This window comes from Balneola sp. (assembly GCA_002694685.1).
In the GTDB taxonomy this organism is placed as follows: Bacteria; Bacteroidota; Rhodothermia; order Balneolales; family Balneolaceae; genus Gracilimonas.
This window is the reverse complement of sequence record NZMW01000004.1, coordinates 244444-262571: the sequence shown is the minus strand read 5'-3', so window position 1 is coordinate 262571 and position 18128 is coordinate 244444. Positions and strand designations below refer to the sequence as shown.

Sequence of the window (18128 nt, the reverse complement as noted above, 5' to 3'; positions counted from 1 at the left end):
TATGTCTGATAAGTCCACTTTAATGAAGCGTTTTGAGCTGCAGGAATTTCCGCAACCGGATATGGTTCAGCTTAAATACCCGGTTTTTATGTGTCATGGCTATGGAGCTTTAAGTTCGGTGATTAAATTGGGTCCACTTCATGATCCATGCATGCAAATGCGTGGACATGGCGTACCTTCGATAGCCCCTAATGTTGTACCCTATGCACGTATTGAAACCCGAGCCGAAAACTGGGTTCGTCTTATAGAAAATTTCTGTAAAGAGTATAAATGCGAGAAAGTAAATGTGGTTTCACATAGTATGGGCGGACTGGATATGCGTTGTGCATTATCAAAACTGGATATTGCAGATAAAGTGGAGAGCCTGACCACGATTGCTACTCCTCACCACGGATCTAGTCTTGCTGACCTAATATTGAAAGCGCCGGAGCTTATCACAGAAAAGCTGAGTGTAATGTTTGATTGGGTGGGTGATAACATGTACCCTAAAACCAAAAGCGATGCTCTGGGCTCTCTGGAGCAGCTCACCTGTGGATATGTGAAAGAGGTTTTCAATCCAGATCATCCCGATGCAGAAGGAGTAGCGTACTACTCATACAGCGCGGCAGTTGGCAAAGGCACTAATTTTTCTATCAATCCGGTTCTGAAATTTCAAAACAACCAGATTTTTGAAAAGGAAGGCCCCAACGATTCTTTTGTTTCTGCAGAAAGTGCCAAATGGGGCGAACACCTTGAAACCGTCCCGCTTTCCCACCTATCCCAGATGCACCTTCAGATGAACAAAGAGAGTGAGCAGATCTACGAGAAATTCTGGCTGAATATGTTGAAGCGATTAGCTAAAAATGGGCATTGATTGGTGCTTTTGTCATTAGTAAAAAGTATCCTCTCTATTCTCGACCTCTTCTGTCTTCTCCTTATCAAGGAGAAGGACGCTTTTTAGAAACCTATTCTTAGAATAAATATGAGATTAGTAGAAAAGCTTGACAGTCTCTCTCCTTGCGAAGGAGAGATTAAGAGAGGTCGGATTGTTTTAAAAGGGTAGTTTTGCTTGAAAGTAATTGCAATCATTTGTTAACGATGCTCAGCGTCGTTAACAAACTCTGCGTTCCGACGCGGAGCATCGGAACGAGTCTTAGTAAAAGAAATTAATCTCCGTTCAAACCCTCATCATCCGCGCCATTCAGTAAATCATAAGCGGTAAGATCATACTGAATTGGGGTCACTGAAGCCAGACCATTATTCAACACGTGGATATCGGAATCTTTTCCTTCGTCTAACAACTCAAATTTTCCGGTGAGCCAATAGTAAGCACGATCAAAAGGATCGATTCGGCTTTCGTACTCCTCAACATAACGGCTATCAGCCTGACGTGTCCATTTTATCCCAGTAAATTCACCCGCAGGTGCGTTCACGTTTAGTGTTACTCCTCGTGGTAAGCCATTCTCGAGCACGTGTCTTATAACGCGCCTCGCAGCTTCCTGACAACCTCTCAGGTTCGCATCTTCATTAAATTCTGTGCAGCTTACCGCAATAGACGGATATCCTAAAATGGTCCCTTCCGTCGCAGCACTCACCGTCCCGGAATACATAATATTGATTCCGGCATTACTCCCGTGATTGATTCCGCTTACCACTAAATCTGGCTTCCGATCCAATAGTTGTCCATGAGCAAGCTTCACACAGTCTGCCGGCGTGCCATTTACAGCCTGACCTTCATATTTATCTGCTACAGTAAATTTGCTCGCCCGTAGAGGCACCTGAATGGTGATAGAATGCCCAACAGCACTTTGTTCTTTATCTGGTGCAACGATATACACATCACCAAACTCAGCAGCTACTTCAGCGAGGGCTTTTATACCGGGTGAGAAAATTCCATCGTCATTACTTACTAAAATAAAAGGTCGCTCTTTTGAATCGCTCATCCGCCGTATTGTTCTTCTTCGTTTGGAAAATCTTTGCTTTTAACGTCTTTAATATAATTTTTAACCGCATCGGTCATAACGGAATTCAAATCTGCATATCTGCGCAAGAAGCGTGGGTTGAATTCTTTGTTGAGACCGAGCATATCATGAATCACCAACACCTGCCCATCACAGCCTCCACCGGCACCGATTCCTATCGTTGGGATGGAAAGCTCTTCAGTTACTCTTGCTGCAAGTTCAGCGGGAATTTTCTCCAGTACAATTGAAAAGCATCCGGCTTCTTCGAGGAGTTTAGCGTCCCGGATTAAATCATCCGCTTCCTGTTCTTCCGTAGCACGAACTTTATAGGTGCCAAATTTATAAATGCTTTGTGGTGTAAGACCAAGGTGCCCCATCACAGGAATTCCTGCTTCAACAATTTTCTTAATCGTACCGGCTATCGGTTTTCCACCTTCCATTTTAACGGCGTGCGCCCCGGCTTCCTTCATCATTCGGCCGGCACTAATCAGAGCTTCCTTCGTAGTAACCTGATAGCTCATAAAAGGAAGGTCAGCAATAACCAAAGCCCGATCTACGCCCCGAACCACACAAGAGGTATGATAGATCATATGATCTAAGGTAATGGGAACCGTGGTTTCGTGTCCGGCCATTACATTACTGGCAGAGTCACCAACCAGAATAATCTCTATTCCGGCCTGATCAATAATCTGAGCCATGGTGAAATCATAAGCCGTTAACATAGAGATTTTCTCTCCTTTGGCTTTCATATCCACCACCGTTTGGGTGGTGATTTTTGAGGGGCGATCTGAGGACTTTTGGGTACTCATGCTTTATCCTTTGGCACTAACGCAGCTGAGGCTTCCAGTTCACAAGCCACTTCACCATCAACAGTCGCTTTACCTTTCATAGTCACAAAGTTGCGGCGCATGGATCCAAGCTCTACTTCAAGAATCAACTGATCTCCGGGAACAACCTGCTTTCTGAATTTGCAGTTGTTTATTCCGGTGAATACCATCAGCATATCACCTGGATTCTCAGCTTTCTGCGTCATCAGCATGATGGCACCGGCCTGAGCAAGTGCTTCTACCTGAAGTACCCCCGGCATAATAGGCTGACCCGGAAAGTGTCCGTTAAAGAACTCTTCGTTAGCAGTTACATTTTTAAGGGCTTTGATCTTTTCTTCTTCAAGTTCTAAAACCCGGTCTACAAGTAAAAATGGATAACGGTGAGGCAGTACTTTCTTAATGTCTTCTATCTTCATAAAATTTGGTTGGTTTGATTTCTAAGCTCTTTTCTTATATCAGTCATTCCGCGGCGAATGCCCGGTATCCGGATAGTGTACAAGTTCCAATAATTGATTCAATAGCTACAACCAGATCCCCGCCTTCGCGGGGATGACTTTTAAGATTTTAGAGATTTCGTGGCAATTTTAAATTCAAGGTTGAAGAATATACAATTATTGAACCACTCCTACATAAACGTATGCGATACCGCCGGTTAACTTAATAGCTCTTCTTTCTTTAAAGGCTTCTGACTGATCCATCAGTGCTAAGAAATTATCTCCGGCTGGAAACTCGGCGCTTGTTCTGGGGAGATAGGTATAGGCTTCACGGTTTCCACTCAGCCATCCGCCAATAGCCGGCATAATATGCTGACTGTACATTTCATATGGAAACTTCATCAGTCCTTTGGGCTGACCAAACTCCAGCACTACCACTCTTCCACCCGGCTTTACCACACGCGCCATATCTTTGAGTGCTACCACCGGATCATCCACATTCCTTATTCCAAAGGCGATGCTGGCGATATCAAACTTATCATCTTCATAGGGAAGGTTCATGGCGTCAGCCACTTCAAAATCAATTTCTAACCCTTCCTTTTCAGCTTTACCGGGAGCAGGTTCTATCATTGGAGCACAGAAATCTGTACCCATCACATATCCGGATTCACCGACTGTTTTCTTAAACTCTATGGCCAAGTCACCGGTTCCGGTCGCACAATCCAATACATGATCACCTTCATGAGCTCCGCTTTCCAGTACGGCTTTTTTACGCCATGCGTGGTGTACTCCAAATGAAAGTACGCTGTTAATCCGATCATAATCATCGGCTATATCAGCAAACATTGTTCTTACTTTTTCACTCATAAATATCGATTGGTTTCACTTTTGGCTATAAAACCGAAAGCAGGCTGAAATGGTTCTTAACTTCAACTTAAAAGATAAGGAAATAATGGAACAGGGATTACACTGTTTCTATGGGTTGTGTCCTGTCCGCTTTTCTTTTGGAACATCAAACAAGCTCAACCAAATGCTCCGTTTTATTCAACTCCACTGCCTCAAATTTCCCTTCATGCCAGGTAAGGTGGTTGATGGCTCCGTTTTGATGCTCAATTTTGTGCATGTTTTTGAGTCCAAGTCCCAACCACTCTGAAAGTAAAATGCGGGTTAATCTCCCATGAATCATAAAAACTATATTTTCCTCTTTGGTTGATTCAAGCACTTCCATGACTTTGCCATTTGCCCGGTCAAAAGCTTGTTGTGGCGACTCACCCCCATGGGGACTGACATCCACCTTTCCAGAAACCCATTGATCATGCAGAGCCATGATTTCATTCTCAAAATCCATAAATACTTTGCCTTCAAATTCCCCGAAATCCAACTCATCGAGTTCTGAATATTTCTCTATTGATAAATTTCTTTCATTAGCCAAAGGTTGTACCGTTTCGTGCGTTCTAACCAAACTACTGGCAATGATTTTACCTACTTGAATGGGTTTTAGCGCATCCCGAATAGCTTCAGCTTGTAGCTTTCCGGTTTCGTTGATGGAAGCGTCCAGACCTCTCCCCTGCATAATACCCACTTTATTGTTGTCTGTCTCTCCGTGACGAATAGTGAAAATCTGTTTCATTTTGTTATAGAAAATTTACTTCTTTTTCTTCTTTTTGTGATAGTTGGCAATTCGGATCAGCTCTTTTTCCATTTCCTCTATCTTGCCTGTTAAAATACCATGCTTCATCCCATATCGTATTAAAAGCATGTTAAGAATTCGGTCTTGCTTTGGGATGGTGGGTTTCTTCAGGAATTTACTTTTCGCGAATTGGAGGGTTAACCCAAGCAGCCCAACTTTAAAGAGAAAGAACAGGGCTAATCCATACCATACAGCACTGAAATCGACTATGATACCCATTCCGGCAATCATGTCATTCAGAGTAATCCCAATTAGCAACACGGCTGAAACGGTGTAAATGAAGCCATCTTTGGAAATCAATTTTGCCATCGGGGTAGCCGCAACATTCACAAATACGCTCGCATTGAAGTACCAGATAAAATAAAAAATCAGAGATACTACAGAAGCAATGAGTGGGTTTACGGACATATAAACCAGAACAAAAAACAGCATCAGCGCGAGGCCATCGGAGCTTTTCATCCACGCATCGGCTTCCTCAATAATAAGTTCCAAAGGTTTCTCTTTTAGTAAACCGGGCACATATTCTTCAATCCCTTCACGGGTTATGTGATACCAATTCCCATTAGAAGTTGTAATACCATCAGGCAGCTCAAGCATCTGCCATTCAAAACGTCCTCTTTTGAAATTTTCCATAACCAAATATAGCCTTAATAATACACTGATTCATGCTTGTGCTACGGTTGCGATGATAATTTCCTTACTGCCGGCCTTTTTTAGGTTAGCGGCAAGCTCAAAAGTTGTAGCTCCGGTGGTAAATACATCATCGACAATAACACATACCGCATCTTCAATAGCTGAAATTGACACGACATCAAAAGCTCCTTCTATATTTTTCCGCCTTTTCTCTATCGAAAAGCCTGTCTGCGTGCTCGTATTCTTGTTTCTCAAAACAGCATCCTGCTTTATGATATGCAAACCCGTCACCTCCGACACACCTTTGGCAATATGAAATGCCTGGTTATAACCTCTCATTCTTCTTTTTTTAGCATGAAGAGGAACAGGAATTAATGTGACTTTTTCGCTTTTGATACGCTCAGTAAAGAGTGAATTCCTCAATAAGCTTTTACCGAGTTGCCGCCCAAGATCGACGCCAACTCCGGTCAGTCTATTATATTTAAGCTGATGTAATAACTCCTGAAGATGCCCGCCTTTATCGAAATTCCATAGTGCGTGCTGAATTGTAATCCCTTCCGGGAGAAGCACTCCACTGCTTGAAAAGCTTTTCCTTGACCATGCTTCTTCAAACTTTTCATTCAGGCATGAGGTGCAAACAGCATGTTCATGGTCAGATAATTTCAAACCACAAACACTACATATATCAGGAAATAGTACACCCAGAATCCCTTCTTTTAATTTCTTAACAAGCATATAATTCTATCTCCTGATTAAGCTAAAAGTTTGCTTTTCCTATCACATTTAATTACTTAGCTTCTTATAATTTTATACGCAGACCTAAATCAATTTCATATGTCGCTGGGAAAAGACCTCGCATCCATACGTAAAGGACAAAACCTCACTCTTGAGGATATACAAAATGCGGTTAAAATTCCTCTAGATACGCTCCAAAGTATCGAGGATGACAGTATTTTTGAAGACAGTTATAAAAATAAAACCTATGTCCGAAGTTTTGTACGAAGCTACGCTAAAGAACTTAAACTGAATGATGATGACGTTGTCCAGGCTTTAGATGAAGTTGAAGCTGGAACCTATGCCGGAAGTATCTTACGGGATTCCTCTGAATCAACTGAGCACTTTACTTCAAAAAAATCAGAGAAAGAAGATTCTGAGACTGATGAAGATAAAGCTGGCCCTCCAAAGTCGTTCACACCTCATACGACTAAAGATAAACCATTAGAATCCTCCGAGCCGTCTACCGAATCATTTGAGTGGGCTGATTTAGGAAACAAATTTAGCGCCGCAAGTAAGTCTTCCCGCATCTGGATAATCATTGTTGCTATAGTGTTGGTTCTTGGACTGCTGGGAGCCGGATATTATTTTTGGGATGATTTTGGAAGAAGCACGGAAACTGAACCTACGGCAGAACAGCTCCCAGAACTTCCCGATACGGATAATAATGAAGCTGTAACGCCACCTGCACTTGTAGATTCAACTTCTGCGGGACAGGAAGCGCCAGAACAAAATACTCCTCAGAATACTCAACAGGAATCTAATTCAACACAAATTTCTGAACTCGGTGATACTCTTACCGTTTCTGTTTATGCCGCTTATGGTCAGTTAGAGCCTATCAGAATTACGAGCGACTTAAACTGGAGAACAAATCCGTTTTGGATAGAGGAAGGTCAGGCTTACAATTTTGATTTCCGGGATACCCTGTTGGTACGCGGACAGTACAGCCGGTTACTTCTTTTGTTTAACGGGCATGTGGTCGAAAACCCCCGTCAAAATTATTTCAATACGGCCTTCAATTCAATCATGATTACTCGTGATATTATTGACCAGCCAGAGTTTCTTGCACCTGCTCCTTCTGAGTTTCCTCTTCAAGTTGGCGCTCCAGACTCCACTATTTTCCCAATCAGTTTTTAGCAGTACCCCTCCATGGAAAAAAATGAAGCACGGAAACGCGTAGACAAACTTCGTGACCTCCTTGATCAAGCCAATAAAGCATATTACCAGGATGCTCAGCCCTTCATGAGCGATAAAGAGTTCGATGAAACGCTCAAAGAACTCGAGAAACTGGAGCGTGAATTTGGCCTTCAAGATCCGGAATCGCCTACCCAGCGAGTTGGCGGCGAGGCTTCATCGGTTTTCGAAACTGTTCAGCACCCGGTCCCTCTTTTAAGTTTAGACAATACCTATAACGAAGAAGAACTCAATGATTTTGATGGACGAGTAAAGAAAATTCTCGGTCATGAGGATTATGAATATATGGTGGAGCTCAAATTTGACGGAGCCTCACTTCGACTCCGTTATGAAAATGGCAATCTTGCTTTAGGGGCCACCCGTGGTGACGGTCAGCAGGGTGATGACATCACCAACAATGTTAAAACTATCCGCGATATTCCTCTGCAATTACAGGGAGATGCTCCTGATGTAGTTGAAGTTCGAGGCGAAGCCTATATGGAGCGGGAAGCTTTTGCGCGAATGAACCAGCATCGTGAAGAAGAAGGTTTGAATGTGTTTGCAAATCCAAGGAATTCTACGGCTGGCTCACTCAAAATGCAGGATCCAAAAGCGGTGTCACAGCGCCCAATCCGCTTCTTTGCTTTTGATATGCTCCTTGATGAAGACGATTCTCTGACTCAATCCCAAAAAGCAGAATTGTTGTCTGAATTTGGATTACCTGTTTCTGAGCACTACAAAGTCTGTTCTAAAATTGATGAGGTTCACGAAGTGATAAGTGACTGGAAGGAACTTCGTCAAAAACTCCCTTACGAAACCGATGGTGTTGTTATTAAAGTGAACCAAAGTCACCTTCGGGATGAACTTGGAACAACTTCAAAATTCCCGCGCTGGGCCATTTCATATAAGTTTGAAGCCGAACAAGCGACGACAACTATCAATGATATAACATTACAGGTTGGCCGACTTGGAACCATCACGCCCGTAGCCGAGCTGGAAGCTGTAGAACTTGCTGGCACAACGGTAAAGCGAGCCTCTCTACACAACGAAGATGAAATTCAGCGTAAAGACATTCGTATCGGTGATACAGTTGTTGTTGAGAAAGCCGGGGAAATTATACCACAAGTTGTAAGCGTTGTTGATCCCGACCGAAAAGACCGAAATGCCCCATTCACTTTTCCAAAAACTTGTCCTGCTTGTGATTCTGAACTCATCAAGTATGAAGATGAAGTTGCCTGGAGGTGCGTAAATCCAACGTGTCCTCCTCAGGTGCGAATCAGAATTGAGCATTTTGCTTCCCGCGATGCCATGGACATTGAAGGGCTGGGTGAATCGGTGGTTGATCAATTAGTTTCCGCTGAACTCATAAAAACATACGGCGATCTTTACGATCTCGAGAAAGAGCAAATTCTTGAGCTCGAGCGCATGGCCGAAAAGAGTGCCCAGAATTTGATTGATTCCATTTCAAACAGTAAAGAGCAACCTTTCGAACGGGTTATTTATGCTTTAGGGATTCGGTTCGTCGGCAAAACGGTAGCTAAAGACTTAGCCAAAGCATTTAAAAGCATGGAAAAACTGCAGTCCGTTTCTGAAGAAGAACTCATAGCCGTAGATTCCATAGGCCCGCGAATAGCTGAATCGGTAGTGGATTTCTTTAGCAATGAAAAGAATCAAAACATTGTAGCCCATCTTGGAGAAAAAGGTCTTCAGTTTGAGCAAGAGGAGGAAGAACTCGCATCAAATATTTTTGAAGGAAAGAAATTTGTGTTAACAGGTTCACTCCCCACCTATACCCGTAAAGAAGCTGCCAACCTCATAGAAAAGCATGGCGGTAAAACAGCCTCATCAGTCAGTGGAAATACCGATTTTGTTCTCGCCGGAGAATCCGCAGGAAGCAAACTCGACAAAGCCCGCGATTTGGGAGTCACTGTTTTAAACGAAGAAGAATTTAAAAACATGATTGGTGAATAATAACGGGTGGAAAACACCTAAACACCTAAACACCTAAACACCTAAACACCTAAACACCTAAACACTTTACTATTTTACCACCTTACCACCCATCACTAAAATTTCCTATCTTCACAAAAACCACTTAATACCTGCGGGATATGGACATTAAACCACTGGATACAGAGCAAATCGGACTAAAGACGCTTGAGAAACATCTCATTCGGTCAAAAAGTGAGGTCTCCCTGAAAATCGGTTTGCCCAAAGAAATATCCAATGATGAACGTCGCGTAACACTTACTCCCGGCGGAGTGTCTATTCTAAAGGCTAATGGCCACGAGATTTTCATTGAAAAAGGAGCCGGCGAAAACGCCAATTTCTCTGATCGTGAATATGCTGATGCAGGTGCTGAAATTGCTTACTCACCGGATGATGTATTTAAAAAGTCCGATCTGATTTTAAAGATTGCTCCATTGGCACAGGAAGAATTCGAGTTACTGCAACCTGATCAGGCGTTGATTTCTGCATTACATATGGGAAGTCAAACCGAACAGTATTTGGAAGCCGTAACCGAAAAATCAATTACCGGCATTGGGTATGAATTTATTCGGGGTGATGACAAAGAATTCCCCATAGTCCGGATGATGCATGAAATCACCGGTTCCATGTCAGTTCAAATTGCGGCTCACTACCTGGAAAGCATGAGTGGTGGGCAGGGTATTATGCTGGGTGGAATTTCAGGCGTACCTCCTGCTACCGTAGTTATTTTGGGGGCAGGAATCACCGGCGAATATGCAGCACGAACAGCTCTGGGCTATGGAGCTCAGGTATTTGTTATGGATACTGATTTAGCCGCTCTTCGCAGACTCGAAAATGCGTTAGACCGCAGAATTATTACCGCTGTTGCCAATCATCAGTACTTAAATACCGCACTAAAATTTGCAGATATCATTATTGGAGCTGCTATGGCGGAGGGCGAACGATCGCCATGTTGGGTTACCGATGAAATGGTGGCCGGAATGAAGCCCGGAAGTGTAATTGTCGATACAGTCATTGATCAGGGAGGGTGTGTTGCCACTAGCCGACCTACTACTCATTCAGATCCGGTTTACACCAAGCATGATGTGATCCATCATTGTGTCCCCAATATACCCGCTAATGTACCCAGAACTGCCACCTACGCCCTTAACAATGTATTAGTGCCCTACATCCTTGCTATCGGTAATGCAGGCGGTGTAAAGGAATGCTTGTGGGAAAATGTGGCGCTAAGAAATGGAACTTATTCCTATAAAAAGCACATCACCAAGAAATCGCTGGCTAAAATGTTTGATATGCCATACCGCGAAATCGAAATGTTGATCGCTTCCCAGATTTAATTTTAAGTGATAAATGTTAAGTGTTAAATAGACTTTTTCCATTCAACACTTAACATTTAAAAATTCAACATTACCTTGTCCGAACTCAACGAATCCAACTATAAACGCATCGCGGTCATCAACTGGATGCTTACTGTGCCCATGATGGTTCTGTTCGCATGGCCATATTTTTTTGGGGCGGGATTTTTAGGTATCGATGTGATCCTTAAATATATCGGGGCCTTTATATTTGCCATCCCTTTTATGCTCACCATTCTCCACGGGCATGTAACGATGGCTTTGGGATCAGTTCACCGACATCATTATTACGACTGGATGACCGAACAAAAACCCCTCACTTTCGGTCTTTTCTTCCATCCAATGTTTGTGAAAACCCGGTTTCGGTTAATCTTGCTAATTATTAGCCTGATCCTTTTACCGGTTGGGTATTTGATCGGATTATAATTTATACCCGTAGGGACGTATCATGATACGTCCCTACTGAAATTAATACGCGGTTCCGTTCTTAATGTCTTCAACAACACTTGGGTCCAACAGCGTGGAAGTATCTCCCAGATTGTCCATATCCTCAGCGGCAATTTTTCTCAAAATTCGGCGCATGATTTTACCGGATCGGGTTTTTGGCAGTCCGGATACAATTTGAATTTTATCCGGCTTGGCAATGGGACTGATAATTTTCGAAACCAGATCATTCAGCTCTTTCTTAAAAGCTTCGGGATCCGTGATTTCTTTATCACAAATCATAAACGCAAACACGCCCTGTCCTTTGATATCGTGAGGGTAACCCACAACGGCCGTTTCTACCACTTTCTCATGCTCATCCAGTGCATTTTCAATTTCAGCAGTTCCTAAACGGTGACCGGAAACATTCAGCACATCATCTACTCGGCCGGTAATTCGATAATAGCCGTCTTCATCTCTGCGACAGCCATCACCCGTAAAATAATACCCTTCATAGGTACTTAGGTAAGTCTGCTTGTATCGTTCATGATCTCCATACACGGTGCGTGCAATAGAAGGCCAGGGATGTTTAATACAGAGATTTCCCTGCACATCATTGCCTTCAATCTCATTACCATCTTCATCCATTAATACAGGAAATACTCCTGGAAGTGGAAGGGTAGCAAATCCGGGTTTAGTTGGGGTGATTCCAGCCAGAGGCGAAATCATAATTCCGCCAGTCTCTGTCTGCCACCACGTGTCCACAATTGGGCAATTTCCGCCTCCAATATGATCATCATACCAGTGCCACGCTTCTTCGTTAATGGGTTCACCTACTGTTCCTAATACTTTTAGCGAACTGAGATCATACTTCTTCACATAGTCAATATCATACGACATCAATGCACGAATAGCTGTTGGAGCTGTATAAAAGTGAGTGACTTTATACTTCTCAACCACTTCCCAAAGTCGTCCGGCATCTGGGTATGTTGGAGTTCCTTCAAAAATAATTCCTGTGGCTCCATTGAAAAGCGGACCATAGATTATATAACTATGTCCTGTAATCCAGCCGGCATCAGCGGTACACCAATACACATCATCCGCTCCCACCTGAAATACCTGACGGAATGAATAGCTCGTGTACACCATATAACCGCCACAAGTGTGCACCACCCCTTTTGGCTTACCGGTTGACCCTGAGGTGTAAAGAATAAAAAGCGGGTCTTCTGCATCCATCTCAACCGCCTGATGCTTTTTGGAAGCATTCCGAATCAAATTGTGCCACCATTCGTCGCGGCCTTCTTTCCACTCGATGTCGCGGTTCGTACGCTGACAAACGATCACACTTTCTACACACGGGCTGTTCTCAAGTGCTTCATCTGAAATATCTTTAAGAGGAACATGCTTATCTCCGCGACGCAATCCGTCATTCGTAATCAGCATCTTGGCTTCACAGTCATTAATACGTTCTGAAAGTGATTGTGCTGAAAAGCCTGCAAATACAATAGAGTGAACTGCCCCAATTCGTGCACAAGCTAAGGCCGCAATTACCAGTTCAGGAGTCATAGCCATATAGATAACTACGCGATCTCCTTTCTTCACGCCTTTGCTCTCCAATACATTGGAGAACCTGCATACATCTTCATGCAGCTGTTTGTAAGTAATTGTTCGTCGAAAAGAATCCGGGTGATTCGGCTCAAAAATAAATGCAGTTTTATTGCCTATGGTATTCAGGTGACGATCCAGTGCATTTTCTGTGATGTTCAGCTTACCGCCTTCAAACCATTTTACATCGGCCCCTTCAAAACTTCCGGTTTGGGTTTTGTCCCAGCGCTTACGCCAATAGAACGTTCCCGCCTCATGATCCCAAAATTTTAAGCGGTCTTCCCTGCTTTCCTCAAAAGTCTCTGTGTATTCGTCGAACGATTTTAAATTAAGCCACATTTTTAATTCGGTTTGGTTAGTTAATTTTTGCTGATGTTGACGGTTTTTTAGCGGATAATCAAGTAGAAGTCGAAATTTGAGAAGATTTAACCATTTTTTTGAGAGTATTTAACGAATGAGTAAAGGCAAAAAGGTCATAAATGATTGGTTTGAATCCCAAGGATGGGAAACCTTCCCTTTCCAAGAAGAGGTTTGGAATGCTTTCCTGGATGACAAGAATGGACTGCTGAATGCACCCACCGGAAGCGGTAAAACTTTTGCCCTTTGGATGCCTAATCTCATCAAATGGATTAATGAACATCCTGAAACCTATCAGGAAAAAGAAAAGAACGGTCTTAAACTTCTATGGATCACCCCCCTTCGGGCGCTTGCTAAAGACATTCAAAAAGCGCTCCAGAATTCTGTGGATGAAATGGGAATTCCATGGGAAATTGGCAGAAGAACCGGAGATGTTTCTCAATCCATAAAACAGAAGCAAAACCGAAAAATGCCGGAGGTATTGATTACAACCCCGGAAAGTATTCATATCCTGTTAGCTCAAAAAAACTACGAGCGGCATTTCAAAAATCTGGATGCAGTCGTTGTAGATGAGTGGCATGAACTGCTGGGATCAAAGCGTGGTATTCAAACAGAACTTGGTCTTTCCCGTCTCCGCGGACTTCGTCCCAATATATCTGTATGGGGTATTTCTGCGACCATTGGAAATCTTGACGAAGCCATGGATGTATTGTTGGGACCTCAGCAAGATCAAAAACCGGTTATCATCAAAGCAAAGGTTCAGAAGAATATCGAAGCCATCTCAGTTCTTCCTGATGAAATGGAAAACTTTCCCTGGTACGGCCACCTGGGCTTGAAGCTCTTACCCAAAATTCTTCCGATTATAGACGATAGCCGCTCTACACTCATCTTCACAAACACCAGAGCACAATCCGAAATTTGGTTTCAAAACCTCTTAGAAGTTCGACCCGATTTAGCAGGAGCCATTGCGATTCATCACGGTTCTTTGGATCGAAAAGTTCGGGATTGGGTAGAAGAATCTTTACATGAAGGCATCCTTAAAGCTGTCGTTTGCACCTCAAGCTTAGATCTGGGAGTGGATTTCACCCCGGTAGAAACAGTTATTCAGATTGGAAGTCCTAAAGGGGTTGCCCGGTTTATGCAGCGTGCGGGACGGAGCGGACATCAACCCGGCTCAACCAGTAAAATCTATTTTGTACCAACACACGCTCTGGAACTGGTGGAAGCTGCCGCCCTAAAGTCTGCAATTAATTCTGAAGAAATGGAAAGCCGCGATCCAATTCTGAAGCCATATGACGTTTTGGTTCAGTATTTAGTCACGCTGGGAGTTTCGAATGGCTTTTTACCGAATGAACTATTTGAGGAAGTGAAAAAGACCTTTGCCTATCAAACCCTGTCCCGGAAAGAATGGAAAGATATCATGCAGTTCATCACGGTTGGGGGTAAGTCACTGAGCAGATATAACGAATACTCAAAAATCGAAATTGACGAGGATGGACTGTATAAAGTAACCAATCGAAGAATTGCCCGACGGCACCGAATGAGTATTGGTACCATTGCCAGCGATGCAATGCTTCGTGTTAAATATATGAGTGGAAGATCTTTGGGAGCTGTTGAAGAATGGTTTATTGCTCAGCTCAAAATTGGAGATACTTTTTGGTTTGCCGGAAGAAATCTGGAGCTGGTCAAAATGAAAGATATGACGGTGTATGTAAAGAGATCCAAAGGTAAATCGTCCAAAGTACCCAGCTATATGGGCGGTCGTATGTCACTTTCCTCTAACATGACAACCATCCTCCGGAAAAAGATGCGCGAAGCCGTTTCGGGAGATTACGATGATGTTGAACTTAAAAAACTAACCCCTCTTTTTGATATCCAGCGTGACTGGTCCATCCTGCCAGACGATAATCAGTTTCTAATTGAGAAATCAAATTCCAGAGAAGGGTGCCACGTCTTCTTTTTCCCATTTGAAGGGCGCTATGTACATGAAGGAATGTCTGCCTTGATTGCCCACCGGCTTTCCAAAATGACTCCTATTACCTTTTCAATTGCTATGAACGACTATGGCTTTGAATTGCTTTCTGATCAGGATATTCCCATTGAAGACGCTTTGGGAAAAGATCTATTTTCTCCGGATAATCTGGTTGAAGATATTATGGCAAGCATTAACAGTGCCGAATTGGCGAAGCGAAGATTCAGAGAAATCTGTCAGATAGCCGGACTTGTTTTTCAAGGATTTCCGGGACAGGCCAAAACCAATAAGCATCTCCAGATGTCTAGTAGCCTGTTCTTTGATGTGTTTATGGAGCATGAACCGGATCACCTGTTAATTCAACAAGCTTTTGACGAAGTTTTGACGATACAATTAGATGAAGTTCGTTTACGAAAGGCGTTGAAAAAAATATCAAACCAAGAAATTGTAATGAATCATACCGAGCGATTTACTCCCTATGCCTTCCCCATTATGGTTGATCGGCTACGTGAAAAACTAAGTTCAGAAAAACTTACTGATCGAATTAAGAAAATGCAGCTTCAATTGGAAAAGCACGTTAAATGAAATTTAAGAACAGCCAGAATTTTACTTTTAAGGATCAATCACTATTCCTCCTCCCACAAAAAGCACTGTATTGGGAAGAAAAAAAGATGCTGATTATATCTGACGTCCACTTTGGTAAATCAGGGCATTTCAGAAAACATGGCATTGCTGTTCCTGACTCGGTGAATAAATCAAATATCAGCCGTTTGGACGATGTAGTACAGAACTGCGAGCCAGAGAAAATCATCTTTTTAGGTGATTTGTTTCATAGTGAGTCCAATAAAGAAGTAGAACAGTTCAAAGAATGGAGGCAATCTTATGCTTCAACTGAAATGATCCTAACCATTGGAAATCACGACTTACTTACCGGCTTCGAATATGAGAAAATGGGTCTAAATTGTGTGAACCGGTTTGAAGCCACCCCTTTTACTTTTGTGCATGATGAGTCGAATCATAATCAATCCAGTTTTTACCCGATATCCGGACATATTCACCCCGCAATAAAACTCAAAGGAAAAGGACGTCAGCGAATATATATGCCCTGCTTTTATTTTGGGAAAGACGCCGCTCTATTGCCAGCTTTCGGAAGTTTTACCGGAAGTTACCGAATCAATCCCACTCAGAATGAATTTGTTTATGCCATTGTTGAAGGTGAAGTCGTTCGAATTCCAACCAATTATTAGCCTTACCTAAAAATGTGTTACAAAAAAAATCTACCTCTAAAAACCATTCTCTTTGGGTTAATTCTCTTGATAATTCCAGACTTGTTACACGCACAAAATGGTACATTTGATACCCAATTTTACGCACAAAAATCTTTCGAACTCCAAAAAAAGGGTATGATTTTTCTTGGAAGTTGGGCTACTCTCAACATTTTATCTGGAACATCCGGGTATTTTTTGAGCGAGAATAGCTCGAGATATTTTCACCAAATGAATGCCGGCTGGAATTTGGTGAATATTGGAATTGCAGGTTTTGCACTCTACAATATTTCAATGACTGATGTCAGTGCCTTAGGTTATACTCAATCCATAAGTGAGCTTCAAAATCTAGACAAGCTATTGCTCCTTAATGCCGGTCTTGATGTTGGATACATGGCTACCGGAGCCTGGCTTTGGGAGCGCGGTTTACGTAAGAATTCTAATCGTCTTGAAGGCTATGGGAAATCACTGGTCTTACAAGGAGCATTCCTCTTCGCATTCGATCTTGTGCTCTATATGATGCATTCACCCATTACAGGGGAACTGCTTAATCTTTCCGAGAACCTGACCTTAACCACTAACGGGTTTAGAATAGATTTCTAACTTACTGATTCGCTTTTCTTTTATAACAGTGATGCAGTCTGCTAAGAATACGGTGCTTTTTGGTCCTAACGTTAGCATTCGATAAATCAAACTCTTCTACGGCATCATCAGTGCTGGCATCCGGTTTATCCATGAAATACACGATAAATTCCCGAGATTTCTTCCTGAGCTCATTCAGACATTCTTCAAGAATTCGTTGCCTTTCTTTATCTAAGAGGTTTTTAAACTGCTGTTCTGGTTCATATACCTCGTTAAAAGCCTCATCATCGTAGTTAAACTTGTGTTGCCGTTTTACAAAACGAAGATATTCATGACGGCATGACTTAATCAGGTAACTAAAGATATACTTACTGTTTTTGATATTGTTCTTTCGAATCTGTTCAAAAACATCCAAAAAAGCTTGTTGAACGCATTCCTTAGCAGCGTTCGCCTCCGCGCTCATTACCACCTGTAGATAATCTTCCAGCCTTGGAATCAACTCAGACAAAAGCTCGCTGGCCTTTGCTTCGTCTCCTTTCTGAAGTGCTTCTACTAATTCCGAATAATCAACTCTGTGTTGTGCCAAACTAACCAACCGATAATTAAAATTTTCAACACTTACCTGCTTTCAACTGCAAGAACATTCTTTGTTTGCTTACTTCATTACAGTATCTGTTAAAATGTTTACAGCTTCAATAATAAGTCATTTTTTTTGAATTATTAGTGTTTTTTAATCTTTTTGTGGCGGCTACAAATATTAAAAATTACATTATATGTGTAACAAATAGATAGAAAATCACTCTTTTATTGGACTATAGAAATGTCTTTACTCTAAAAAGTAGATAGAAAATAAAATGTAACATTTAGTGCTTTAAGTACTCTTATGCTTAACCCTAAATATAATTTATAAAAATAATACTGNCTATGAAATCTCTTAAATCTCTTTTCGCCCTNATCGCTATCGTTTCTCTTTCTTTCGGATGTGCTTCGGTTACCGANGCTTCCCTTTCCGATGAACTCGCCAGCGAGCCAACCATCGAAACCACTTCTGACAACGGCGTATTCTCCGGNGGCAACGACGTGAAGCCTATTGTCGAAAAGCCTTGGTA

Annotated in this window: 18 protein-coding genes (1 of these 18 running past the window's edge); 9 read left to right on the top strand and 9 right to left on the bottom strand. The window is 42.4% G+C overall.

Translation table 11 applies throughout. The features are described 5' to 3' along the window. Window position 1 precedes the first annotated feature (1 nt). Entirely contained in the window at window positions 2-853 is an 852-nt protein-coding gene (locus tag CL667_06685; GenBank protein MAL17379.1) for a hypothetical protein, read from the top strand. Between the two features lie 292 nt (window positions 854-1145). Here the strand turns inward: CL667_06685 and CL667_06680 are convergent, their stop codons facing one another. The 7 genes from CL667_06680 to CL667_06650 all read right to left on the bottom strand — a co-directional run bounded on the left by CL667_06680 (window position 1146) and on the right by CL667_06650 (window position 6190). Continuing rightward, the gene (locus tag CL667_06680; GenBank protein MAL17378.1) at window positions 1146-1922 is read right to left on the bottom strand and encodes a 5'/3'-nucleotidase SurE; all 777 of its coding nucleotides are present in this window, start codon (window positions 1920-1922) and stop codon (window positions 1146-1148) included. After that, window positions 1919-2749, bottom strand: coding sequence for a 3-methyl-2-oxobutanoate hydroxymethyltransferase (gene panB / locus CL667_06675; GenBank protein ID MAL17377.1), 831 nt, complete (start codon window positions 2747-2749; stop codon window positions 1919-1921). Before panB ends, CL667_06680 begins: the two co-directional genes overlap by 4 nt. Then, window positions 2746-3183 (bottom strand): 3-hydroxyacyl-[acyl-carrier-protein] dehydratase FabZ, encoded by a 438-nt coding sequence (gene fabZ / locus CL667_06670; protein MAL17376.1) that lies wholly within the window; start codon window positions 3181-3183, stop codon window positions 2746-2748. The genes panB and fabZ overlap by 4 nt, the downstream gene beginning before the upstream one ends. Before the next feature lie 195 nt (window positions 3184-3378). After that, complete coding sequence (locus tag CL667_06665; protein ID MAL17375.1) at window positions 3379-4068, bottom strand: bifunctional demethylmenaquinone methyltransferase/2-methoxy-6-polyprenyl-1,4-benzoquinol methylase UbiE; 690 nt, start codon at window positions 4066-4068, stop codon at window positions 3379-3381. Window positions 4069-4213: 145 nt separating this feature from the next. Then, window positions 4214-4831 (bottom strand): histidine phosphatase family protein, encoded by a 618-nt coding sequence (locus CL667_06660; protein MAL17374.1) that lies wholly within the window; start codon window positions 4829-4831, stop codon window positions 4214-4216. Between the two features lie 15 nt (window positions 4832-4846). Continuing rightward, window positions 4847-5524: a hypothetical protein gene (locus CL667_06655; protein MAL17373.1), complete on the bottom strand. Its 678-nt coding sequence runs from the start codon at window positions 5522-5524 to the stop codon at window positions 4847-4849. 30 nt (window positions 5525-5554) lie between these two features. Then, a complete protein-coding gene (locus tag CL667_06650; protein ID MAL17372.1) occupies window positions 5555-6190 on the bottom strand; it encodes a hypothetical protein in 636 nt (211 codons plus the stop codon). 168 nt (window positions 6191-6358) lie between these two features. On the opposite strand from CL667_06650, the gene CL667_06645 reads away from it, so the two are divergent. The 4 genes from CL667_06645 to CL667_06630 all read left to right on the top strand — a co-directional run bounded on the left by CL667_06645 (window position 6359) and on the right by CL667_06630 (window position 11241). Next, on the top strand, window positions 6359-7435 hold the full coding sequence (locus tag CL667_06645) for a hypothetical protein (GenBank protein ID MAL17371.1): 1077 nt from the start codon (window positions 6359-6361) through the stop codon (window positions 7433-7435). Window positions 7436-7447: 12 nt separating this feature from the next. Beyond that, complete coding sequence (gene ligA, locus CL667_06640) at window positions 7448-9442, top strand: DNA ligase (NAD(+)) LigA (protein MAL17370.1); 1995 nt, start codon at window positions 7448-7450, stop codon at window positions 9440-9442. 140 nt (window positions 9443-9582) lie between these two features. Then, on the top strand, window positions 9583-10797 hold the full coding sequence (locus CL667_06635) for an alanine dehydrogenase (GenBank protein MAL17369.1): 1215 nt from the start codon (window positions 9583-9585) through the stop codon (window positions 10795-10797). A 75-nt stretch (window positions 10798-10872) separates the two neighbouring features. Further along, window positions 10873-11241: a hypothetical protein gene (locus CL667_06630; protein MAL17368.1), complete on the top strand. Its 369-nt coding sequence runs from the start codon at window positions 10873-10875 to the stop codon at window positions 11239-11241. Window positions 11242-11283: 42 nt separating this feature from the next. On the opposite strand, the gene acs is transcribed toward CL667_06630, so the two are convergent. Next, window positions 11284-13182 carry an acetate--CoA ligase gene (gene acs, locus CL667_06625; GenBank protein ID MAL17367.1) on the bottom strand — a complete coding sequence of 633 codons (1899 nt, stop codon included), beginning with the start codon at window positions 13180-13182 and terminating at the stop codon, window positions 11284-11286. 115 nt (window positions 13183-13297) lie between these two features. Here acs and CL667_06620 point away from each other — a divergent pair, with 115 nt between their 5' ends. Genes CL667_06620 through CL667_06610 form a run of 3 tightly spaced genes read left to right on the top strand, consistent with a single transcriptional unit; the run spans window position 13298 to window position 17040 of the window. Further along, window positions 13298-15757, top strand: a complete 2460-nt coding sequence (locus tag CL667_06620; protein ID MAL17366.1) for a DNA ligase-associated DEXH box helicase — start codon at window positions 13298-13300, stop codon at window positions 15755-15757. Next, window positions 15754-16419: a metallophosphoesterase gene (locus tag CL667_06615; protein ID MAL17365.1), complete on the top strand. Its 666-nt coding sequence runs from the start codon at window positions 15754-15756 to the stop codon at window positions 16417-16419. The genes CL667_06620 and CL667_06615 overlap by 4 nt, the downstream gene beginning before the upstream one ends. A 12-nt stretch (window positions 16420-16431) precedes the next feature. After that, window positions 16432-17040, top strand: coding sequence for a hypothetical protein (locus CL667_06610; GenBank protein MAL17364.1), 609 nt, complete (start codon window positions 16432-16434; stop codon window positions 17038-17040). A gap of 1 nt (window position 17041) precedes the next feature. Here the strand turns inward: CL667_06610 and CL667_06605 are convergent, their stop codons facing one another. Further along, entirely contained in the window at window positions 17042-17605 is a 564-nt protein-coding gene (locus tag CL667_06605) for a hypothetical protein (protein ID MAL17363.1), read from the bottom strand. 338 nt (window positions 17606-17943) lie between these two features. Here CL667_06605 and CL667_06600 point away from each other — a divergent pair, with 338 nt between their 5' ends. Further along, window positions 17944-18128 carry the 5' portion of a hypothetical protein gene (locus CL667_06600; GenBank protein ID MAL17362.1) on the top strand. 16 nt of this gene lie beyond the right edge of the window, so the window shows 185 of its 201 coding nt (coding positions 1-185); the start codon lies at window positions 17944-17946; its stop codon lies beyond the right edge, outside the window.